Annotated in this window: 20 protein-coding genes; 4 read left to right on the top strand and 16 right to left on the bottom strand. The window is 57.7% G+C overall.

What is annotated here, in order from left to right; all coding sequences use genetic code 11:
• Positions 1-262 precede the first annotated feature (262 nt).
• The 16 genes from RBB47_RS15590 to RBB47_RS15515 form a co-directional block, all read right to left on the bottom strand.
• Positions 263-1,501, bottom strand: coding sequence for a phenylacetate--CoA ligase family protein (locus tag RBB47_RS15590; RefSeq protein ID WP_305986760.1), 1,239 nt, complete (start codon positions 1,499-1,501; stop codon positions 263-265).
• Positions 1,502-1,541: 40 nt separating this feature from the next.
• Positions 1,542-2,387 carry an ABC transporter ATP-binding protein gene (locus RBB47_RS15585; protein WP_305986759.1) on the bottom strand — a complete coding sequence of 282 codons (846 nt, stop codon included), beginning with the start codon at positions 2,385-2,387 and terminating at the stop codon, positions 1,542-1,544.
• A 70-nt stretch (positions 2,388-2,457) separates the two neighbouring features.
• Complete coding sequence (locus RBB47_RS15580) at positions 2,458-3,771, bottom strand: ABC transporter substrate-binding protein (RefSeq protein ID WP_305986758.1); 1,314 nt, start codon at positions 3,769-3,771, stop codon at positions 2,458-2,460.
• A 71-nt stretch (positions 3,772-3,842) separates the two neighbouring features.
• Positions 3,843-4,919, bottom strand: a complete 1,077-nt coding sequence (locus tag RBB47_RS15575) for a branched-chain amino acid ABC transporter permease (protein WP_305986756.1) — start codon at positions 4,917-4,919, stop codon at positions 3,843-3,845.
• Positions 4,920-4,939: 20 nt separating this feature from the next.
• Positions 4,940-5,893, bottom strand: coding sequence for a branched-chain amino acid ABC transporter permease (locus RBB47_RS15570; RefSeq protein WP_305986755.1), 954 nt, complete (start codon positions 5,891-5,893; stop codon positions 4,940-4,942).
• An 11-nt stretch (positions 5,894-5,904) separates the two neighbouring features.
• On the bottom strand, positions 5,905-6,711 hold the full coding sequence (locus RBB47_RS15565; RefSeq protein ID WP_371932800.1) for an ABC transporter ATP-binding protein: 807 nt from the start codon (positions 6,709-6,711) through the stop codon (positions 5,905-5,907).
• 17 nt (positions 6,712-6,728) lie between these two features.
• Positions 6,729-8,714, bottom strand: a complete 1,986-nt coding sequence (locus RBB47_RS15560; protein WP_305986753.1) for an AMP-binding protein — start codon at positions 8,712-8,714, stop codon at positions 6,729-6,731.
• Between the two features lie 369 nt (positions 8,715-9,083).
• Positions 9,084-10,112, bottom strand: coding sequence for a LacI family DNA-binding transcriptional regulator (locus RBB47_RS15555; protein ID WP_305986752.1), 1,029 nt, complete (start codon positions 10,110-10,112; stop codon positions 9,084-9,086).
• Positions 10,113-10,285: 173 nt separating this feature from the next.
• A complete protein-coding gene (locus tag RBB47_RS15550; RefSeq protein WP_305986751.1) occupies positions 10,286-10,966 on the bottom strand; it encodes a GntR family transcriptional regulator in 681 nt (226 codons plus the stop codon).
• A gap of 69 nt (positions 10,967-11,035) precedes the next feature.
• Positions 11,036-11,944 (bottom strand): aminotransferase class IV, encoded by a 909-nt coding sequence (locus RBB47_RS15545; protein WP_305986750.1) that lies wholly within the window; start codon positions 11,942-11,944, stop codon positions 11,036-11,038.
• A 16-nt stretch (positions 11,945-11,960) separates the two neighbouring features.
• A complete protein-coding gene (locus RBB47_RS15540; protein ID WP_305986749.1) occupies positions 11,961-12,734 on the bottom strand; it encodes an amino acid ABC transporter ATP-binding protein in 774 nt (257 codons plus the stop codon).
• Positions 12,735-12,736: 2 nt separating this feature from the next.
• Positions 12,737-13,402 carry an amino acid ABC transporter permease gene (locus RBB47_RS15535; protein ID WP_305986748.1) on the bottom strand — a complete coding sequence of 222 codons (666 nt, stop codon included), beginning with the start codon at positions 13,400-13,402 and terminating at the stop codon, positions 12,737-12,739.
• A complete protein-coding gene (locus RBB47_RS15530) occupies positions 13,399-14,073 on the bottom strand; it encodes an amino acid ABC transporter permease (protein WP_305986747.1) in 675 nt (224 codons plus the stop codon). The genes RBB47_RS15535 and RBB47_RS15530 overlap by 4 nt, the downstream gene beginning before the upstream one ends.
• 14 nt (positions 14,074-14,087) lie before the next feature.
• Positions 14,088-14,879 (bottom strand): transporter substrate-binding domain-containing protein, encoded by a 792-nt coding sequence (locus RBB47_RS15525; protein WP_305986746.1) that lies wholly within the window; start codon positions 14,877-14,879, stop codon positions 14,088-14,090.
• A 302-nt stretch (positions 14,880-15,181) separates the two neighbouring features.
• Complete coding sequence (locus tag RBB47_RS15520; RefSeq protein ID WP_305986745.1) at positions 15,182-15,565, bottom strand: antibiotic biosynthesis monooxygenase; 384 nt, start codon at positions 15,563-15,565, stop codon at positions 15,182-15,184.
• Between the two features lie 198 nt (positions 15,566-15,763).
• Positions 15,764-16,141 carry an iron chaperone gene (locus tag RBB47_RS15515; protein ID WP_305986744.1) on the bottom strand — a complete coding sequence of 126 codons (378 nt, stop codon included), beginning with the start codon at positions 16,139-16,141 and terminating at the stop codon, positions 15,764-15,766.
• 171 nt (positions 16,142-16,312) lie between these two features.
• On the opposite strand from RBB47_RS15515, the gene RBB47_RS15510 reads away from it, so the two are divergent.
• From RBB47_RS15510 to RBB47_RS15495, 4 genes are all read left to right on the top strand, one after another.
• Entirely contained in the window at positions 16,313-17,341 is a 1,029-nt protein-coding gene (locus RBB47_RS15510) for a hypothetical protein (RefSeq protein WP_305986743.1), read from the top strand.
• A 154-nt stretch (positions 17,342-17,495) separates the two neighbouring features.
• Positions 17,496-18,218: an EF-hand domain-containing protein gene (locus tag RBB47_RS15505; RefSeq protein ID WP_305986742.1), complete on the top strand. Its 723-nt coding sequence runs from the start codon at positions 17,496-17,498 to the stop codon at positions 18,216-18,218.
• A gap of 79 nt (positions 18,219-18,297) precedes the next feature.
• On the top strand, positions 18,298-20,250 hold the full coding sequence (locus RBB47_RS15500) for a PAS-domain containing protein (protein WP_305986741.1): 1,953 nt from the start codon (positions 18,298-18,300) through the stop codon (positions 20,248-20,250).
• Positions 20,251-20,273: 23 nt separating this feature from the next.
• Positions 20,274-21,005 carry a response regulator transcription factor gene (locus RBB47_RS15495; RefSeq protein ID WP_305986740.1) on the top strand — a complete coding sequence of 244 codons (732 nt, stop codon included), beginning with the start codon at positions 20,274-20,276 and terminating at the stop codon, positions 21,003-21,005.
• Positions 21,006-21,605 lie beyond the last annotated feature (600 nt).

Here is a 21,605-nt window from a genome sequence, read left to right as displayed (position 1 = left end):
AGACTGTCCCTCAGCGGCTGATCTCCTGATGCCATACATAAGCCATGCCGGGAATAAGGCCAATGCGGCATATTTCATACGCTGGTGGAAAGCGCCGGATCATTAGGTGAGATTGTTGCGGTAAGTTTCTGTGTTACGCCGGCGAACTTGCGTATGTTCAAGGCCCGGCAGCACAAAAAACGTCACCACGGGGCGAACAGCGAGAGACCCGGGGGCAACGCGCTGAAGCGAGTTTGCTGGTGCAACCTTATAGGCAAAGCGCCTACCCGTATTCCCGCTCATCGGCAATGACCTTGCCGTCATTCGGCAGGGCTCCCGGCGGCACAAGTTCGACGTCTCCCTTAAGGCGCGTGATATCGCGCAAGGTCGATGCGACACGCTCCGACAGGCCGTCTTCGCGTGCATTCGTTTCCACCGAAAGGGTCATTGCGTCCGTTTCTCCGGCGCGGCTAACGGCGAGGCGCGCCTTGGCGACTTCAGGATGTGCTGCGACGATCTGTGCGATTTGGGCAGGGTCGACGAACATACCCTTGATCTTGGTGCGCTGGTCCGCCCGGCCCATCCAGCCGGCAAGACGCATGTTGGTTCTCCCGCAAGGAGACTGACCAGGAATGATCTTGGACAGATCGCCCGTCCCGAACCGGATCAAAGGATAAAGTGCATTGAAGTTGGTGACGACGAGCTCACCCACCTCCCCGTCCGCGACCGGTTCACCAGTCCCCGGCCGAACAATCTCGACGATGTAGTCCTCATTGACGACCATCCCGTCCCTGGTTTCGGTTTCATAGGCGATCACGCCAAGATCGGCCGTCGCATAGCACTGGCCGACCTGAATGCCCTGATCCTCGTATTCCTGTCTGAGAGAGGGAAACAGCGCCCCGCCGGAAACAAGTGCCTTTTTGATGGAGGAGACATTGCGGCCTTGTTCCCGGCCCCGGTCGAGGAGGACCTTCAGGTAGTCGGGCGTTCCCACGAAGCCGACAGGTTTCAAGACATCGATCGCCTCCACCTGCATGTCGGTGTTGCCGACACCCGCCGGAAAGACGGTACATCCGAGTGCGACCGCTCCCTGGTCAAGAATGAACCCGCCCGGCGTCAGGTGATAGGAAAACGCGTTCAGGACCACATCGCCCTTGCGGAAGCCGGCGGCGAACAGGCTGCGCGCACCGTTCCACGGGTCAAGCCCCGGCGCCTGCGGTTCCCAGATCGGACCGGGAGACATGAAGACACGCGCCGCTTCGGAAAGCTCTCCGGCGAGATAGCCGCCAAACGGCGGATTTGCCCGCTGCCGTTCCATGAGCGCTGCCTTGCGCAGTATCGGCATCTGTGCAAGCGAACCCCTGTCGGTCACACCGGCAAGATCGCAGCCGTCCAACTGCTCGGCCCAACCGGCCGCCTTTCCGGCAGCATGTGCCAGCAGATCCGGCAACCGGGCAAAGAGATCCCGTTCGCGCTGAGCGGGGTCCTGCCGCTCGCGCGCATCAAACTGTTGATCGCTCATGGTCGTCTCCGCTTGTTAAGGCCGTCAGGTGATGGACCCGTCAGGCCAGCCAGCGTTTCCTTCGCTTGTAGTGTTTGACATTCCTGAACGAACGGCGCCCCTCGCCGCCAACGCCCAGGTAGAATTCCTTCACGTCCTCGTTTTCACGAAGCGCCTTGGCATCGCCGTCGAGAACAATACGCCCCGATTCAAGAATGTAGCCGTAGGTGGCGTATTTCAGCGCCACGTTGGTGTTTTGCTCCGCCAGCAAAAAGGAGACACCCTCCTTGTCGTTGAGCTGCCGGACAATTTCGAAAATCTCTTCCACCAGCTGCGGTGCCAGACCCATGCTGGGCTCATCGAGCAGAATCATTTTCGGGCGGCTCATGAGGGCGCGACCGATCGCGCACATTTGCTGTTCGCCGCCGGATGTATAGCCCGCCTGGCTTTGGCGCCGTTCACGCAGCCTTGGAAAATACGTGTAGACCATCTCAAGGTCGGCCCTTACGGCCGCGTGCCCGTCCCGGCGGGTATAGGCACCGGTGAGGAGATTCTCCTCAATGGACAGGTGCCCGAAACAGTGGCGGCCTTCCATGACCTGAATGCAGCCGCGCCGGACCAGCTCGTTTGGAGACAGTGCCTGCACCTCGTCTCCGTCGAAATGGATTGACCCTTTCGTGACTTCACCGCGCTCCGCGCTCAAAAGGTTTGAGACGGCCTTGAGCGTGGTGGTCTTGCCGGCACCATTGGCACCTAGAAGAGCGACAATCCCCCCCTTTGGAACAGTCAGAGAAACACCTTTGAGCACCAGGATCACGTGATCGTAGATGACCTCGATATTGTTGACCGAAAGGATCGTTTCCGCAGCGCTGTCGTTCGCTTCTGTTTTCGCGGCGTGAACGTTCATGGACGGGGGCTCCCAGAAATTGCGTCCCAGGACCGGGGCCGATTGGCCCCGATCCGGTTGTTAGTGGACCTTACTCGCAAGGCACTTCCGAGCGACCCGGCCACGGGGCGTTGGACTCTGCATATTCAGCAGCTTTCGCAGCCTCAAGCGGTTCGATCGCGGCGCGGTCCGGAGACAGTTTCTCGGAAACCGGAACAAACGCGGCACCATCCCACTCAAGCATCCATCCGCCACCGTGTCCGGTGTGGTTGTCACAGCTGGTTGCAAAAGGCACGGTCATCCCGGCCATGCCGAGTTCTGCCAGCACTTCGTCGGTGATGTTGAGGTTCTCAAGACCCCACCGCAGCTGTGCAGCGTCGATCTCGGCTGTCCCGAAGTGTTTCTGCGCAGCCTTGATCCCTTCAACCAGGATCATCGAGATGACGACACCGCGCTGATAGAAGATCGAGTCCATGTCCTCGGGGTTCTCAATCAGGGAATCGCCCGGATCCACGACATGCTGCTTGATCTCGTCGAGCACCGGATAGGATCCGGGAACGTTCCACGAAATCGTCTTGTAGCCCTTGCCTTTTTCACCGACAAGTTTGAGGTCACCGTCATAACCGGACCACCAGATACCGACGAACTGGTCCATGGGATAACGCGTCTTGACGGCTTCGGTGATGGCACCCGCATTCATCGCGCCCCAACCCCACATGACGACATAGTCCGGGCGTTCGCGCCGGATCTGAAGCCACTGAGCGGACTGGTTTTGCATCTCTTTCAGCCCGACCGGGATCGGCAGGAATTCAAAACCGTTCTCTTCCGCCAGTTTTTCGATCAGCGGAATGGGTTCCTTGCCGTAGGGGTGATCCAGATGCAGCAGGGCAACCTTCTTGCCTTTCAGGTTCGCCAGATCTCCGTCGGAGATGTAGTTGAGGATCATCGAAGCCCCGTCCCAATAAGAGGACGGCGGATTGAAAGCCCAGGCAAACACTTCGCCATCCGACATCGGCGAGAAGCCATATCCCGGCGCAAGGATCGGAATTTTGTCCACATTGGTGCGCGGCAGGACCTGCAAGGTTATGCCGGTTGACCACGGCTGGGTGACGACAGCTTTCGATTTGGTTTTTTCGTAGCACTCAACACCCTTGTTGGTGTTGTAGCCTGTTTCACATTCGTCGAAGACAAGCTTGGCTCCACCAACACCGCCGTCACGTGCATTGAGCATCGCGACATAATCCCGCTGTCCGTTCATCAGCGGAATACCGGTCGCCGCAAACGGTCCTGTCCGGTACGACAGGTTCGGAACGTAAATCTCAGCAGCACTGGCAACTGTGGCACCGAACGCGACGCTGAGGGAAACGATCCCCGCGCATCCGGCCGATTTCCAATTGAAACCCATATTTTCCTCCACTTTCTGTTTTGCTTTGGCCGCCGCGCCTCCCACGCACCAGCCCGCTGGCTGACCGTTCTTCAGTAAGGGAACGGCCACAAGATGAACTTTTCCCGGATGATGGCATAAAACCGTGCCAGCCCGTGTGGCTCCAGGATCAGAAACGCAATAATCAGGGCACCGACAATCATCACATTAAGATGCTCGAGCGTTGCCGAATCCACCGGAATTCCGAGTGTGCTCGGGATCAGGTTCAGGATCACAGGCAAGGCAACAATCAGGATCGCACCCAGAAAGTTGCCGAGAATGGAGCCGAGGCCTCCGATAATCGCGATGAACAGGATCTGAAACGACAGGGGAATGTCGAAAAGGTTTGGTTCCGCAGCCCCCTTCCAGAAGAAGACCAGGAGACCTCCGGCGACCCCGACAATGTAGGATGATACGGCGAACGCGGTCAGCTTGGCGGTCATAAGCTTGATGCCGACCAGTTCAGCCGCAATGTCCATGTCGCGCGTCGCCTTCCACATCCGGCCGTAACGCCCACGGGTCAGGTTGATCGCCACCCAGGTCACGAGCGTAACGACGATCAGGACGCAATAATACTGCACGATCGGGAGCGCGGTTGGCCCGGTCACGGTGATGCCGAACACCGACGATGTCGCCACTTCGATGGCGCCGGACGCATTGTAGTTGTAAAGCCACGCCCATTTTTCGAAGAGCCACACCAGAAAGAACTGTGCCGCCAATGTTGCAATGGCAAGGTAGAAGCCCTTGATACGGAGCGACGGCAGCCCGAACGCAACGCCTACCGCGGCCGAGAAGAAGCCGGACAGGAAGATCGCCGCGAAGATATTCATCTCCGGAACGATGGTCATCAGCTTGTAGGTCGCATAAGCCCCCACACCCATGAAGGCCCCTGTTCCCAGCGACAGCTGTCCGCAGTATCCGGTGAGAATGTTCAGGCCGAGCGCCGCCAGGGCGTAAATCAGCACTGGAACCAAAAGCGCCTTGAAGGTGAATTCACTGGCCGTCAGCGGAAAGACCACATAACCGAGCAAGAGAATACCGAGGACCAGATAGAAGTCCTGTTTGACGGGAAACAGAGCCTGGTCCGCTTCGTAGGAGGTTTTATATTGACCCGCGGTCCGGAATATCATCTGCGTATACCTCTCGCGCCTTAGATCCGCTCGATAATGCGTTCGCCGAACAGGCCTTGCGGCCGAAACAGCAGGACAAGGAGCGCGAAGATGAAGGGGAACCAGGTTTCGGTGTTGCCACCAAGGAACGGCTGGCCCCAGTAGATTTCGAAGATCTTTTCAAGAATGCCGATCGCGATACCGCCGACGATGGCGCCGGAAACCGATTCCAGCCCTCCGAGCATCAGCACCGGCAAGGCCTTGTAGGCGATCACCTCTAGCGCAAAGGAAACGCCGGCACGCGCGCCCCAGACGATCCCGGTCACCAGGGCAATCACGCCAGCGATGAACCAGACAAGAACCCAGATGGTTGACAGGGAGATACCGACGGACAGAGCTGCCTGATGATCGTCCCCAAGCGCGCGGATTGCGCGGCCCATTTTGGTCCTGTCAAGGAACAGCAGCAGCCCGACAACAAGGAGAATGGCCATTGTGACCGCAGTGACGTCCTTCTGCTCGATCAGAACGAAGCCGCCGAACGGCTCCAGTTCGAATGCGCCTGTTGGAATACCAAGCTGCTCAGTGATCATCACCTTGTTTTCGCCGCCGAAGACAAGCTCACCGAAGCCGATGAGAAAGAGCGTGATCCCAATCGTTGCCATGAACAGGATAATATCCGGCTGATTGACGAGAGGACGCAGAACGACCCTCTCGACGCTCATGGCAAGCAGATACATCACAAGCAGTGTCAACGGGACCGCCGCGATCGCGGGGATGCCCATGGAGTGAAGCCCCACCAGAGTGAGGGCAGAAAACACCACCATGATCCCTTGCGCGAAGTTGAAGATGCGCGAGGACTTGTAAATCAGGACGAAACCGAGCGCGATGAGTGCGTATAGCACGCCCGACACGAACCCTTCCCAGATCACCTGCAGGAAAAAGTCGGGGACCGCGACCATCTGAACGAACGGGTCAATCAATACATCATAGAGCATCTTCGTTCCCCTTAATGCGCAACGCCAAGATATGCGTCAATAACATCTTGATTTCCCTGAACTTCTTCAGGTGTGCCGTCAGCAATCTTCTTGCCGTAGTCGAGCACGACCACCCGGTCGGACAAGTCCATGACCACTCCCATGTCATGTTCGATCAGCGCGATCGTTGTGCCGAATTCCTGGTTCACGTCGAGGATGAACCGGCTCATGTCTTCTTTTTCTTCGAGGTTCATGCCGGCCATCGGTTCATCGAGCAGCAGCAGGTCGGGTTCCATGGCGAGCGCGCGCGCAAGTTCGACCCGCTTTTGAAGACCGTATGGCAGCTTGCCGACCGGCGTTCTGCGAATGGCCTGGATTTCCAGGAAGTCAATGATGTCCTCGACCTTCTTGCGGTGCTCGATTTCCTCGCGCATGGCGGGTCCGTACCAGAACATCTGAAAGAAAATGTTCGCTTTCATCGCGGTCGCGCGGCCGGCCATAATGTTGTCCAGCGTGGACATGCCCTTGAAAAGCGCGACGTTCTGGAATGTTCGAGCGATGCCCTGCGAAACGGCTTCGTGCGGCTTGATCTTGCGTCGTTCCTTGCCCTGCCAGGTGATCGTTCCCTGTTGCGGGTGGTAAAAGCCGTTGATGACGTTCAGCATCGACGTCTTGCCGGCGCCGTTCGGCCCGATGATCGCCCGGATCTCGCCCTTCAGGATATCGAAGGAGATGTCGGTGATCGCCTTCACCCCGCCAAAGGAAAGCGACACGTTGTCGACCCTCAGCAGTTCTTCGCGGCTGGCGGTCTCCGCAGCAGCGTCGGGCTCTGTCGCCATATCTGTTGCAAGGGCGTTCATTCGGCGGCCTCCTGAAGCCCTTTACCAGCATCATGTGTGGTCATGTCGCGAATTTCGACAGTCGCTTCGATCGCACCCTTGCGGCCATCTTCGAACGTGACTTCGGTGCGCACGTGCTTGGAGGTCGACCCGTCGTAAAGCGCTTCGATCAGGGGATCGTAACGCTCGGCGATAAAGGTCCGCCTGACCTTCTGCGTCCGCGTCAGCTCACCGTCATCGGCGTCCAGTTCCTTGTGCAGGATCAGGAAGCGCTTGATCTGGGCACCAGCCATCATCGGCTCCTGCGACAGATCCTTGTTGACCTGATCGACGTGACTTTCGACCATCGAATAAACGTCCGGATGAGCAGCCAGTTCCTGGTAGGAGGCATAGTTGACGTTGTTGCGTTCTGCCCAGGACCCGACCGCCGTCAAATCGATATTCAGGAACACCGCAACCACGTCGCGTTCATGCCCGAACGCGACTGCTTCCTTGATGTTGGGGAAGAACTTCAGCTTGTTCTCGATGTATTTCGGCGCGAACAGCGCGCCGTCGGTGAGCTTGCCGACATCCTTGGCCCGGTCGATGATCTTCAGGTGACCGTTTTCAGCAATGATACCGGCATCACCGGTATGCACCCAGCCATCTGTCGTCTTTGTCTTTTCGGTGGCTTCGTCGTTCTTGAAATAGCCGACAAAGACCCCCGGCGAGCGGTACATGACCTCACCGTTGTCGGCAATTTTGAGCTCAACATCTGGCGCCGGTTTGCCGACCGTATCGCCGAAGATTTCCCCGTCCGGCTGCAGCGTGATGTAGACGCTGGCTTCGGTCTGTCCGTAAAGCTGTTTGAGATTGAGCCCGAGCGAGCGGTAGAACTGGAAGATCTCCGGACCGATCGCCTCACCCGCCGTATAGCCGACCTTCATGCGAGTCAGACCCATGCGGTTCTTGAGCGGACCGTAGACCAGAATCTCGCCGAGGCTGTAGAGCATCTTGTCCTTCAGACCGACCTCCTCGCCGTTGAGAATCCTTTCCCCGACTTTGTTCGCGACGCCCATGAAATAGTCGAACATGGCCCGCTTGGTTCTGCCCGCGTCTTCCATGCGCACCATGATTTGCGTCAGCAGGTTTTCAAAGACGCGCGGCGGAGCGAAGAAATAGGTCGGCGCGATCTCCCGACGGTCGACGTCAATCGTATCCATGCCTTCCGGGCAGTTGACGCAGTATCCGGCCGTAAATGCCTGGGCGAGCGAAAACACGTGGTCACCGATCCAGGCCATCGGCAGATAGGCAAGCACCTCTTCGGTTTCGTCGAGGTGGTCGAACACGTTGGCATTGCGCGCGGAAATCACCAGGTTGTCGAAGGACAGCATCACGCCCTTGGGACGGCCGGTGGTGCCGGACGTGTAGAGCATCACGGCGATGTCTTCGCCCTTGCCGCCGGAAAATCCCTGTTCCCAATTGCCGGCAAGCGAGCTGTCCTGCTTCAGCAGCTCCCGGCCCTTGTCCTGAACCGACGCATAGGCATGAAGATGGGTGTGATCGTAGTCGCGCAGACCCCGCTCTTCATCGTAGATGATGTCGCGGAGCGACGGAACTTCATCTGACATCGACAACAGCTTGTCGACCTGCTCCTGGTCTTCGACTACGGCAAACTTGACCTCCGCGTGACCGAGAACGTAGGCCATTTCCTCCGCAACGGAGTCGGAATAAACGGGAACCGGCACGGCGCCGGCAGCCTGCGCCGCCACCATTGACCAGTAGAGCCGCGGGCGGTTTGCGCCCACAATTGCGACCTTGTCACCGGTTTCAAGCCCGAGGGATTTCAGTCCAATTGAAAAAGCGCGGATTTCTTCCAACACCTCGGACCAGGTCCAGCTCTGCCAGATCCCGTAGTCCTTTTCCCGGAACGCTGTCCGGGTTCCGAAAGCCTTTGCATTGTGCAAGAGGATCTTCGGAAAGGTGTCCTCCCCGCGCGGCGAAGCGCTGGCCGACCCTACCATTATTCGTTTCTTCCCCTTGGAGTATCTTTCTCAGGTTCGGCGGAACGTGAAACAGATGCTCCCTTTATCGTTCAACCGGTGCGTTTGCTTTGGGAACGGCACCGATCTGGAAGGCGCCCCGATTCCGGGGTCATTCTTTCAGCGGATATGAAACTATCTGGAGCTGCAACCTTCAACAGGTAATTTGTCGAAAGCCGCACCGGATCGTGTCCCGGACCGCTGAGAGTGAAGCTAGACCGGCCGATTTGCAGCAATATGTGTCAATCATTTCGAATTGTTGCAATTACACTGCGGGTGCGAAGAGATCGAAAACCAGTCGGAGTAGGGAACCCACTCGAACGACCTATTCCAGCTGCGCCGGACCGGATTTCACTCGATTTCAGCCGTGCTTTTCCGCTCCACCAGCCAGGGTTCAAGCTGAACATTTCCTGGGTCCGGTTTCCCGCCCTCGATCTGTTCGAGCAGCAATCTTGCCGCTTGCTCGCCGACGGCGCGTCGCGGCTGATGAATGGTAGTCAATGGGGGCACGAAGTGGCCGGCAATATCGATATCGTCGAACCCGACAACCGACACATCCTGCGGAACGCGCACGCCTGCCTCGTTCAAGGCTGAAATGAAACCGAAAGCCGTCCTGTCGGAGCCACAGAAAACCGCCGTTGGCCGGTCAGCCAACTTGAGCCATGCCTCAGCTGCCTTCTTTCCGGCAGTCAATGTGTAGTCACCCTCGAAGATCCAGGCCTTATCTGGATCAGATCCCGCCCTCGACAATGTTGTTTTGAACCCCTCGAGCCGGTCCCTGCCTGACTTGTGCGAAAGCTGTCCGGTGATGTGGCCGATGGTGCGATGACCAAGCTGAAGGAAGTGGGATATCGCGAGTTCGCCACCAAGCTTGTTGTCGACATAGGCCATCGGAACCGCAGGGTCGCTGCTCCACTCGCCCGCCAGGACGATCGACGGCAACGCTGGATTTGCGGCCTGCATTTCGGATATCGACAGATGCCCATCGAGGATCACGATGCCGTCGCAATTGTTCTTGCTGAAGTATTCGTTCAATTTCGCCCGAGACATGGTCGGTTTCCGTGTATCGGCGATCAGAACCTTCAGGTTCTTTTGAGCGCACACTGTCTCGATGCCCTGCAAAACGTTGGAAAAATGCGAATTGCCGATATCGGGCACCAGCGCCACGATGGTTCCCGTATCTCGTCGGCGCAAGTTCCGGGCAGCATGATTGAGAACGTAACCGGTCTCTTCGACAGCCTTTGCGACCTTGTCGCGCATTTTCTTCGAGACCTGTTCAGGCGTCGACAGGGCACGGCTGACGGTCGCCGTTGAAACCTTCGCCGCACGCGCAACGTCCTGAACGGTTGGATTTGGTTTTTTGGCTTCCGACTCGGTCATTCCCCGAAGTTTAACCGATAACGAACTGATTTCGCTATTCATTCTTCTAGATTACGACGAAAATACAATCATGCCGCAACCGGATCATCATAAAACGTGTCGCTACGTCAATCATTCATCCTGGAACAGGCAGGACGCACAGCGAAAGAAAGTGAATTTTCAGAGACGATCGGTCAGTCTGCAACGCCCAGATACTGCTCCATCTGCTCAATGCCGCGCTTCATGTGCGCCTCGATTTCCTTCAGCATAAGGTCGAGACTGTCGCCAAGCGCGAGCTGAAGATAGCGTTCATGCGCGTCCTCAATCGGTGCTTTCCGGCCATGTGCACGCTGGTGTTCGGCAAGGTAAAGCTGCATCCGCCCCGCGATGCGATGCCAGCTTTCCAGAAGAAGCTTGTGATCGCTCGTTTCATAGACCAGAGAATGGAACCGCACCTCTGCCTCACTTGATGCAACATGGTCGTCAAGCTCCAGCGTTGACAGCAGCGCCTTGTGACGCGCCTCCAGCTCGCGGGCGAAGGTCTCATCGCGTCGCTCCCAGACCTCGCGAAAGGCCAATGTCTCAAGAGCCGTCCTGAGCGAATAGATTTCCCTGACGTCCTCGGGAGAAAGCTGAAGAACCCGCGTTCCCGTGTAGGGTATTGTCTCGATCAAGCCTTCTGCCGCGATCTGTCCCATGGCTTCACGCAGCGGCCCCCGGCTTACCCCGAATCGAGCCGCAAGGTCTGCTTCCGTGATCTGGCTGCCAGATTCGATTTCGCCGCTAATGATCGCACGGCGCAGATTGCCGGCGATCTGGTTGCTGAAGGTCTCGCGTTTGATGGGCTTGACCCGGTTTTGCGACATCAATTGCATTTCGTTTTCGTCGTTTGCACAATTTCGATGAGGTTCAGTTTGCCTCTGTGAGACAGCTTCTTCATAGGATTACCGCAAAACCCATTGCTTGTACGTTTCTTCGGCTTCTGCCGTTGCAGCTCCCGGCATGCCGTTGCCGATGATGCGTCCGTCGATGCGGACCACCGGCGTCACGCCACCGAGCGTTCCTGTGATGAAGGCCTCATCAGCGGCATAGGCCTCCGCCAGGGTGAAGTCCTTTTCGTGAACCGTTCCGCCACGATGCCGCCAACTATCGATCACCGCCTTTTGCGTCAATCCCTTGAAGGAGAAAGACCCGGTCGACGTCCAGAGTTCACGGTCCCTGACGATAAAGAAGTTTGTCGAATTGCAGCTGGCAACGAAGCCGCGCGGATCAAGCATCAGCGCTTCATCGGCACCTGCATTGATTGCCTGGATCAGCGCCTGAATCAGGTTCAGCCGGCTGTGCGAGTTCAATCTGAGATCAAACACATCGGGACCGCTGGTTCTGAAGGTCGACGTGAACAGGGAAAGGCCTTTCGACTTGGCTTCCGGCCGCGGTGTTTTGTATTCGGCGACAATAACCACGGTCGCCTTGCCAACGACAAAGCGCGGGTCCTGGTTCGGTGTGCTTTTCATGCCGCGCGAAACCATGAGCCGGATATGAACGCCGTCCTCCATGGCGTTTGCGTCCAGTGTCTCGCGAATAGCCTGTTTGAGATCTTCGCGGCTGCGGCCGATATCGAGCGCGATGGAGTTTGCGCCTTCGAACATTCTGGTCAGATGAGCATCGAGCTGCAGGATTTTCCCACCGATGACGCGCAGCCCCTCCCAAACACCGTCGCCCAGGACGAACCCGCTGTCGAAGACAGAGACGACGGCTTTGCTGCGAGGCACGAGCTGGCCATCGACGTAAACCAGCACATTCTCATTCCGCGGATCGGCAACGTAACCTTGTGCACTTGCTGCGTTGTTCATTGGTCACTGGTCTCCGCTAAAACTGAAATCGCCGGTGCTCGGCGAGAAACTGCTGGGTCAGGGGCCGCTTCGGATTTTTCAGCACTTCGTCCGGCGTGCCGCTTTCATAAATTCCGCCTTCGGCCAGGTAGAGGATCCGCGTGGCGAAATGGTACGCAAAGCCGATTTCGTGGGTGACGAGAAGCATCGTGCGGCCCTCGGCGGCCAACTGCTCGATCACGCCCAGCACCTCGCCGACCAGGGCAGGGTCGAGCGCCGACGTCGGTTCATCGAACAGAAGGATTTCAGGGTCCATGGCGAGAGCGCGCGCGATTGCGACACGTTGCTTTTGACCACCCGACAGGCGCGATGGATAAGTATCGGCCTTGTCGGCGAGACCGACACGTTTAAGTTCGCGCACGGCGCGTTCGTGTGCCCTTCCAGAGGGGACGCCCAGAACCGTTTTCAATCCTTCGGCGACGTTTCCGGCAACAGTCATGTGCGGAAACAGATTGAATTGCTGGAACACCATGCCGACGCGCTGGCGGAGCTTGCACAATTCGCGTTCTGAAAACTTTAGCTCTCCATTTCGCCCTTGTTGCCCGACAAGATCGCCATCCAGCTCCATCCGACCTTCATTGGGCGTTTCCAGCACGTTGATACAGCGCAGCAGCGTGCTCTTGCCGGAGCCCGACGCCCCCAAAATGGCGATGCGGTCGCCCGGCATGACGTCGAGATCAACCTCGGAGAACACCTGCAAGGATCCGAAGTGTTTCCCGAAGCCGGACAGTCTGAGAACAGGATCAGTCACGTTCAGTCACTCCGTGCAAGATGCCGCTCGAGCGCGTAGGTCAGACGCACGATCGGGTAAAGAATGATGAGGAAGATCGCCGCGATGACGGTGTAAACCTCGAGAGGATTGAAGCTCAAAGACGCGATCAGCTTGCCCTGTTGCAGCAGCTCCACATAGGCAACCACTGAGGCCAGCGTGGTCATCTTGAAGATTTCGACACCCCGGTTGGTAAGCGCTGGAACGATGCGACGGATGGCCTGGGGCAGGATCACGCGGTAAAGGGTCTGAACGCTGTTCATGCCGATCGCCCGCGCGGCCTCCCATTGGCCCGGTTCGATCGACTGGATGCCGCCGCGAAAGATCTCTGCTGAATAGGCCGCCGAGTTCAGCGAAATGCCCAGGATGGCTGCCAGGAACGGATCGATTTCTATCGGCACGATGATCGGCAACGCGTAATAGAACCAGAGGATCTGCACGAGCACGGGCGTGTTTCTGAAAAACTCCACGAAGGCTGTCGACAGCCAGCGGATCGGCCGGTTTCGCGACCTCTTGCCAAGCGCAATGATCAGGCCGAGCCCCATCCCCAGCACAAGGCAGACGACGAAAAGGCGGACTGTTCCGGCTGCGCCGATGGCAAGCGCATACCAGTTGTTGAATACGTCCTCGAAATTCCAGATGTAGTTCATGGCGTGAACTCACCGCTTTTGGCGAAGCGGCGCTCCATGCGCGAGGCGATGAAACTGATGAAGGAAATCGACACGAAGTAGATCAGCGCGACCACGGTGAAGACTTCCAGCGGCCGGAAGGTTTTCTGGGCAAGTTCATTGGCCTGGAACAACAGGTCGGCATAGGAGACCGTCGCAACGAGCGTCGTTGTCTTCATGAGTTCGATCGATCGTTCCATCATTGACGGAAACATGCGCTTGACCGCCTGCGGCAGCACTATGCGGCGCATGCATTGATTGTAGGTCATGCCGATGGCGTGCGCGGCTTCCCATTGCCCCCGTTCGATGGAGACAATGCCGGCGCGGAAGATTTCGGCAAAGAACGCACCGCTCTGGATCATGAAGGTCAGCGACGCGGCAAGAAACGGCGTCATTTCGACATTGAGAACAATCGGCAGGCCGAAATAGAACCAGAACAACTGCACGAGTGGCGGCGTCGTTCGAAAGACCTCGATCACGACGCCGGCCGGAACATTCAGCCAGCGCTTTTCCGACAGCCTGGCGAATGCCAGCAGCAGCCCCACCACCAGGCCTCCGGACAGGGCTGTGCCGGTGAGAATGAGGGTGTTGCGAAAGCCGACCAGCAAAAAGCCGCCTTCCGCAAGAACCGGTGAGAAGTCCCACTCGTACATGTCCGATCCGAACCTTAGAGAAGTTCTTTGATGATCGGCGGAGCAGATTTCGGATCAAGGCCGAACCCTGTCAGGAACTCCTCGTACCATGTCTGAATCTTGCCGGACTGGTAGTAGTCCGTGAGTTGCTCGTTGACAAAGGCGACGAATTCCGTGTCGTCCTTGCGCACAGCTGCACTGGTCGGGTTCGACTTGACCGGTGTCGGCACCACGATCTGCCCGCGGCCAAGTTTCTGGCGGGCGGCAATCAACGGCGGATGGAACAGGCAGACGGCATCAACGCGCCCTGACTGGAATGCCGCGATCGCTTCCGTGTTGCCCGGAAAGCGCTGAATGTCGGCCGAACCGACATTTTCGGTCAGGAATTTGTCCATGCTGGTCGCCTGGGGCACGGCAATTTTGATCTCGGGCTTGTTGAGGTCTTCCCAGGACGTCACGGGAAGGTCGTCCTTGGCAAGCACGGCGAGCGAGTAATAGAGCAGCGGATTATCGGGAAAGCTCGCAGCCTTCTTCCGCTCATCCGTTGCGTCCAGCACGAACATCACGTCGATCTTGTTGCTTTGGAGCGCCGCGACCGCAGTTCCCCAGGTGACTTCAACGGGTTCGAACTCGACGCCAAGCGCCTCCGCCATGGCCTTGCCTGCGGATACGCCGACACCGGACGCCCATTCCCCGGTCGCCGGGTCCTTGGAATACCAGGGTGGCGCCTGGGTGACACCTACCCGCAACTTTCCCCGTTCCTTGATATCTTCCAGCGAACCTGCCGCTAGGGCCGGGATTCCACCTGCGATTAGCGAAGAAGCCACTGTGGCCCCGGTTAAAGACAAAACGGTACGACGGCTGAATTTCATCTCTTGGTTCCCCTTCTCTTCTGGCGGCGCGGTGTTGGCAGCGCTCATGTCATCTTTATCAAAACGCTCTTATTGTCGATTGTCAACAATTTACCATCGTGCACTTTTCCATCCTGTCTGACTGTCGGCAGCCATCCCATCAACGATCGCCCCATCAACCATTGCCAGACCGGCTTGCCAGAATGAGCCGTCAGTCAGTCAGAGTCGTTGCACCGCCAGGAAAGACAGCGCCATTTTCAATGTTGGTGCGACCAGTTTCAGGAACGGTCCGTTTCCATCGCTGCGAGAACCTCCTCCCGGCTCATCTGGAATCGGTCGGATTGATCGCGGTCGAGGTGCTCACCGTCGACCCACGCATAGTCGTCAAATGTTTCGCAGTTCTGGACCCAGAACTCGTGGTAGAGCTTCGGCGCGTGTCCCCAGGCTCCGCGATGCGCAATGTCGTTGCGCCAGGTCTTAAGGTCTTTGCGCGTTTTGAAGCGAATGATGCCGATCTGCTCGCCGTCATCTGCCGTGTAGAATTTGAGCGAGATGAAACCCGGCATCGAACAGACGGCCTCCACCATGTCCGCATTGAGTTGCTTGTGCAGCTCCCGGTCATAGTCTTCGCGGTATGTCACGCCAAAAATGCAGATGATCATGACGCGTTCCTCGCTGTCTTCTGGGGTCCTGCGGAGGGTCAGGGCACGGTCGTGCCACCCATATCCTGGCCGGGAGAGTAGTTGAACCAACGAAGCCACGCCTGTCTGACAGCGACCTGAAACCGTTCGCGAACGTCGGACCGGTCTTGCTGAAGCAATAAAGCCGTTCAACATTTCCCGCAATTTTTGTGGTTGGTCCTAGCAGTCGATGTCGACACCTTGCCGTGCCAGCTCAACGGCGCGCCCGATGAAGTCGCCGATCCTGCTTTCGGCAACGGACTTGGTCTTGGAAAAACGAATGCATCCCTTGCCGACGCTCAGTCCCTTCAGAAGCTCGCTCTTCGGATCGATCCGTGATGCATCGCCGACGTAGAGGCTGACGTAATTTCGCTGCGCATTGAGATGAAAGACATAGGAGCCGTCGAGCGTATACCCGAGCATCTTGTAATGGATGCACTCTTCCATATCCGGCGCAGCGGACAGAATGATCTCCCGGATCTGCATGAGGCTGTCGCGGCGCCAGTCTGTTTCAAGTTGCGCCAGATACTCTTCCGGTGATGCCGCTTCATACTGCATGCCAAGTCTCCCTGGTACCAACTTTAGCTCATTTCCGGACTTCGCTCGCCTTCACCTCAGTTTCAACCCGCCTGCAACTTCTAGCACCTAGTCCGCAGGTTTCAACGCGATGGTAATAGTCCGAAGGGTCTCTACCCTCACATAAATCATGGATTGCCAGGAGTTCGCCAGATGACCGGCGCAAGGACCATGCGCAACAGGATCTCCCGGTCGGGGCGCAGAAAAAAGCAGCCAAGCAAGTCCCCAAAGGCGTCCGGCATTCCCTACAAGAACCTGATCATCACATCCGTGATCACGATCCTGATCGGAGCAGTCTTCGGCGATCTGATCGTGAAGAAGAACATCCAGAATTACAATGCCGAGCACGCAGCGTTCATCGCCAGTCCCCAGGCGGGCGACGAAGCCTTTTTCGCAGCGCGCGCCGTCTACGACACGAGACTTCGCGAAAGACGGCGGCAGACACAGAAAATCATCAAGTATATCGCCGATGACAGCGTCTCCGCCTTTACCGAGAATTATTCGCTCTACAGCGCCGCCTTGTCGGACTGGAACAACCACCATGACGCAATGGCGCGGAAAATTCTGGACACGACCAAGTGTGAGGCGCGCTATCCGCGAGAAGCAACGGATGAACGTGCACAGGCGATCGGCCCGCATTTCGATCTTTTTCTCGGCCTTGAAGGCTTCAACCCCTATCTGACGGCAAAGCCCGGCAAGGCCGAAAAGGCCCGCGAAAAGTTCCTGAAGGAAGGCCGCTTCTGCCCGACTTTTTTCCTGACAAAATCCTCAAACCATTCCGTGCACAGCGTCTTCGCTTCGATGCACAGGCGGATCTACAATTACCGGGAACACGACTACACGGAGTGCCGGCTGCGTCACCGGCGCAATCTTCAGGCCTATTACCAGTCATGCCTGCGTGAAGAAACGCCGGAGCTGCAGACCGACTGTATGCGTCATTTCGATCAGAAGATCGCGGATGGCTCATTCTGCGACAAAGGGAAGTTCAACATTGAGGACTACAAGGTCAAGGACGTGGAATTCAACGAACTCGATTTTTACTGGGGTCTCGGCGACCGCTTTTTCAAGACCTTCCGAAAGGCCTTCATTCTCGATTATTGCGAAGAACAGATCGGCTTCTGGGGCAACGCGCTCGGCTGGAACTGCGCCGTCATTGTCGAAGAGCATTTGAAAAAAGGTTGAGTCGCGCAGTTTCGACCCTTTTCCTCATCGGAATTATCGAATGAAATCAATGTCCGGACACGAATTTCCTCGCGTCCGGATCTAAAAATGATAGTTGTTTCGTGCCACTCGAGGCCAACTGGCCGGGCATTGCATCACCAATCAGTTCGACAACATGCACAAAGAAAAGAAGTCCGAGACCCTGGAAGTTCGCTTGAGCCACAGGGAAAAGACAGCCTTCGCGAGCCGTTCAGCTGAGCGTGGCGAAAGCATGAGCGCAGCATTGCGCCGGATGATTGCCGACTACGCGATGCAGCGTTCGAAACCAAAAGAGGTCTCTATGTGGAAGAAAGTCACGCTTATGATTGCCCCGGTTGCCGCCATTGCAGCACTTGCTGCGGCCATGTCCCTTGTGGATGCTGAGGCACGAGTGGATTTTAAAGGCAATTTCCAGGCAAAAGACGCAAACGGCGACGGCTTCGTTGACCGGCAGGAAATGATAGCCGTCATGACAAAGCGCGCGGCGCAAGTGGATTTGCCGGACGTTTGCGACGGGACGGAGCTGGCCCGTAAGTGGACATTTTCACCGGAAATTCTTGCGGACGGCGAGATCGAGTTTGCAGATGGGAATGCGGACGGCCGGCTAACGCTTCAGGAGGTCATTGCCGCGGTGGAACGCAAACGGGCTGCAGACTTTGTCGGGGCGGACGTTGATTCCAACGGATACGTAACGGTCTCCGAATTGGCGGAGGCCTACCGTAAGGACGAGGTCAACATCAGTGCTGAATGTCGCGCAGCCATAGATATGCAAGGTGCCGCCAAAGCACCGGAGATCGTCGCTTATCTCGATCGAGACGGAGATGAGCTCGTTAGTTTGCGTGAGTTCGTCGACCACTAGCGCCGCCGCCATCCCCCTCCCTTTTTGAACTATGTGTCCCTGGTTCAGTCTCTAGGTGTTTTGGTCTAATCTCCCCTCCATGGAGGAGACCAAACACCTGAAAGCGCAGCTTGATCTGATGCAGGCCGCGCTCGACCACATCAATCAGGGCTTCACCGTGTTCGACAGCGACCTCAAACTGGTCGCGTGGAACCGGGGCCTGTCCGACATGCTCGACATGCCCGAGGACATCATCCGGCGCGGGTCTCATCTGGAAGCGTTCATCCGGGTGAATGCGGAACGCGGCGAATACGGCCCTGGCGACATCGAAGGCAAGATCGCCCGCCGGATTGAACGGGCCAAGCTGTTCGAGCCGCACTTTTTCGAGCGGGTCCGCCCCAACGGGCAGATCATCGCCGTTTCCGGCACACCGCTGCCCCAGGGCGGTTTTGTCACCATTTATTCCGATGTCACGGAAGAACGGCGCCGGCAGGAAAAGCTTGAGCGCACCGTCGAAGAGCGCACGCGCGCCCTGCAGCAGAGTGAAGACTGGCTGCGTCTTGTCACCGACAACATCCCGGCCCTGATCGCCTATCTGTCGCCTGGTCCGGTGTTCCGCTTTGCCAACAGGCGCTATGCGGACTGGTTCGGACAGTCCGTCGCGTCCATTGCCGGCCGTTCTGCCGCGGATGTCGTCGGTGCCGACCTCTTTGCCGAGCTGGAACCGCACATCAATCACGCCTTCAAGGGCAACGCGGTCAGCTATGAATACCAGCGTGACCGGCCGGACGGGACGCGCGCCTATATGCGTTCCACGCTGATCCCCGACATGACCGCCGATGGCCGCACGCTCGGTATCTTCGTGCTGTCGTTGGACGCGACCGATCAGAAGCAGGCCGAGGCAACGCTCGTGCAATCCCAGCGCATGGACGCAGTCGGCAAACTGACCGGCGGCCTTGCCCACGACTTCAACAATCTGCTCGCAATCCTCATGGGCAACCTTTTGAGCGTCAGCCGCATGGAGAGCCCGCTCGACAAAGGCGAACTGGACCGGAAACTGACGCCCATGCTGGACGCAACAAAGCGCGGGACGGATCTGATCCAGCGCCTTCTGGCGTTCAGCCGGGGCAAAGCGATCGACCCTCAAACAGTTTCGCTGGCAAAGCTTGTTGCCAATGCCGGTGGCCTTCTGGAAGGATCACTGCCGTCTTCGATCGTTCTAGAAACGGATGTTGCCGATCGCAGCATCGGTGCGCGGATCGACCCGACCCAGATGGAAACGGCGCTGATCAATCTGGCTTTCAATGCACGCGATGCCATGCCGGAAGGCGGCACTTTACGGATTTCCCTGAGCGAAACAAGTCTTGAGCAACGCGAAGCCGACGAACTCGGCGTACCGCCGGGACATTATGCCCGCATCTCGGTCGCCGACACGGGCACCGGCATGGACGAAGAGACCCGGCTGAAGATATTCGAACCGTTCTTCACCACGAAAACATTCGGTACTGGCAGCGGCCTCGGCCTGTCCATGGTCTATGGTTTCATTCATCAGTCCGGCGGCGCGATCACTGTCGACAGCGCAAACGGCAAGGGAACCAGCCTGACGCTCTATCTCCCCTATCACAAGATTGCCTTGTCGGGTTTTGAGGATACGTCCGGGCAGTGCGACGAAGATGTAAAGCGCGGTCAAGGGGAACTATTGCTGCTGGTGGAAGATGATCCGGATGTTGCGAATGCGGTGACCGACCAGTTGCAAAACCTCGGCTATGCTGTCTTGCGCGCGGAAAGCGCGGAAGACGCGCGAAGCCTGGCGCTTGACTTGCCCGAACTCAAGGCTGTCCTCAGTGACATCATCATGCCGGGGCAAACCAACGGCCTTGCGCTTGCAAGGGAAATCAGGCGTGAACGGCGCGATCTTGGTATCGCGCTCATGTCCGGCTATGCGGATTGGTCCGGTCTTGCCGGCCAGGACAGGGAATGCGAGTTTCCGGTCTTGGCGAAACCCTTCGCAGATGATCAACTGGCTGACACGATCCGGAAAATTCTCTCCTGAGGGGTCGGCCCCACAAGACGCGAGTGAGTGATTTGCAGACACGCTCCGCACAAGCGGCAAAACTGACGGTTTTCATCGTCGATGACGAGCCGGAGATCGGTCAGCTTCTGCAGGACGCCATGTCCCAGTTCGACATGCAGGGAGAGGTGTTTTCAACGGCCAAATCCGTGCTTGCAGCGCTCGCCAATCAAACCCCGGACGCCTGTATTGTCGATCTGGGCCTGCCCGACATGGAAGGCATGGCCTTGATCAACGAAATCCGCCGGAAATCTTCCGTCCCGATCATCGTCCTGTCCGCGCGCGGCCATTCAACGGACCGGGTCTTGGGGTTGGAGTTGGGCGCCGACGACTACGTGGTCAAACCGTTCGACCCGCGTGAAGTCGTCGCGCGCATAAGATCGATCCTGCGCCGTGCAACCGATCAGGCACCGTCCAAAAGCATGATCGAGACCGCCCGGTTCGAGGGCTGGACCTATCAGCCGTCTTCCCACGGCCTGATCTCGCCGGAAGGAGAGGAGACCTTTCTGTCGACCGGCGAGGCCACGCTTCTCGAGGCATTGTTACGCGCTCCGAAAAGGGTGCTGACGCGGGACTATCTCCTGGAACATGGCGGCCGCGATGAGAGCCTCGACCGTTCGATCGATGTCCGCATTTCAAGGATCCGGAAGAAGCTGAACCGCAAGGACGGCCCTGCGCACATCCGGACCATCTACGGCTCGGGCTACATGCTCACCTGCGATGTGAAGTGGAGTTGAGGTTTCGGCGGAGCGTCCTGCCGCCGTTGATTAGCGTATTTTTGTCACCCCGGGCGAACAATGTGAGACCCGGGGCCTACTCACTTCCAGAACGTGCGTTGCGAAAATACTTCATGCGCTAATTCTGGAGAATTGAAGCAAGATAATCTGAGAGTAGGCCCCGGCTCGGCGCTGCGCTTGGCCGGGGTGACACCGACACTTGACGACGCTTTTCCCGCAAGGGAGAGCGCATTTGAACGGTGTTGAAACAGACCTGAAGCTTTGCAGGCAAAGAATTACTTTTGTCACCCCGGGCGAACACCGTGAGACCCGGGGCCCACTCACTTCCAGAGCGCGTCTTGCGACAATAATTCCAACCTCAAATCGTCAGAATTGAAGCAAGATGATCTGAGAGTTAGCCCCGGCTCGGCGCTGCGTTTGGCCGGGGTGACACCGACACTTGGCGACGCTTTTCCCGTAAGGGAGAGGGCATTTGAACGGTGTTGAAACTGACCTGAAGCTTTGCAATGGCAATGACTAACTCTTGTCACCCCGGGCGAACACCGTGAGACCCGGGGCCCACTCACTTCCAGAGCGCGTCTTGCGACAATAATTCCAACC

It is taken from the genome of Roseibium sp. MMSF_3544, from assembly GCF_030732845.1.
GTDB lineage: Bacteria > Pseudomonadota > Alphaproteobacteria > Rhizobiales > Stappiaceae > Roseibium.
Note: the sequence above shows the minus strand (reverse complement) of the source record. Positions and strands in the feature narration are given on the sequence as shown.

Bases quoted from the DNA above. Each gene is read 5' to 3' on its own strand.
- RBB47_RS15580 (WP_305986758.1), bottom strand. From the start codon at position 3,771: ATGGGTTTCAATTGGAAATCGGCCGGATGCGCGGGGATCGTTTCCCTC.
- RBB47_RS15550 (WP_305986751.1), bottom strand. From the start codon at position 10,966: ATGCAATTGATGTCGCAAAACCGGGTCAAGCCCATCAAACGCGAGACC.
- RBB47_RS15575 (WP_305986756.1), bottom strand. From the start codon at position 4,919: ATGATATTCCGGACCGCGGGTCAATATAAAACCTCCTACGAAGCGGAC.
- RBB47_RS15545 (WP_305986750.1), bottom strand. From the start codon at position 11,944: ATGAACAACGCAGCAAGTGCACAAGGTTACGTTGCCGATCCGCGGAAT.
- RBB47_RS15500 (WP_305986741.1), top strand. From the start codon at position 18,298: ATGGAGGAGACCAAACACCTGAAAGCGCAGCTTGATCTGATGCAGGCC.
- RBB47_RS15535 (WP_305986748.1), bottom strand. From the start codon at position 13,402: ATGAACTACATCTGGAATTTCGAGGACGTATTCAACAACTGGTATGCG.
- RBB47_RS15570 (WP_305986755.1), bottom strand. From the start codon at position 5,893: ATGCTCTATGATGTATTGATTGACCCGTTCGTTCAGATGGTCGCGGTC.
- RBB47_RS15510 (WP_305986743.1), top strand. From the start codon at position 16,313: ATGACCGGCGCAAGGACCATGCGCAACAGGATCTCCCGGTCGGGGCGC.
- RBB47_RS15520 (WP_305986745.1), bottom strand. From the start codon at position 15,565: ATGATCATCTGCATTTTTGGCGTGACATACCGCGAAGACTATGACCGG.
- RBB47_RS15560 (WP_305986753.1), bottom strand. From the start codon at position 8,714: ATGGTAGGGTCGGCCAGCGCTTCGCCGCGCGGGGAGGACACCTTTCCG.
- RBB47_RS15515 (WP_305986744.1), bottom strand. From the start codon at position 16,141: ATGCAGTATGAAGCGGCATCACCGGAAGAGTATCTGGCGCAACTTGAA.
- RBB47_RS15530 (WP_305986747.1), bottom strand. From the start codon at position 14,073: ATGTACGAGTGGGACTTCTCACCGGTTCTTGCGGAAGGCGGCTTTTTG.
- RBB47_RS15505 (WP_305986742.1), top strand. From the start codon at position 17,496: ATGCACAAAGAAAAGAAGTCCGAGACCCTGGAAGTTCGCTTGAGCCAC.
- RBB47_RS15590 (WP_305986760.1), bottom strand. From the start codon at position 1,501: ATGAGCGATCAACAGTTTGATGCGCGCGAGCGGCAGGACCCCGCTCAG.
- RBB47_RS15565 (WP_371932800.1), bottom strand. From the start codon at position 6,711: ATGGCGACAGAGCCCGACGCTGCTGCGGAGACCGCCAGCCGCGAAGAA.
- RBB47_RS15585 (WP_305986759.1), bottom strand. From the start codon at position 2,387: ATGAACGTTCACGCCGCGAAAACAGAAGCGAACGACAGCGCTGCGGAA.
- RBB47_RS15555 (WP_305986752.1), bottom strand. From the start codon at position 10,112: ATGACCGAGTCGGAAGCCAAAAAACCAAATCCAACCGTTCAGGACGTT.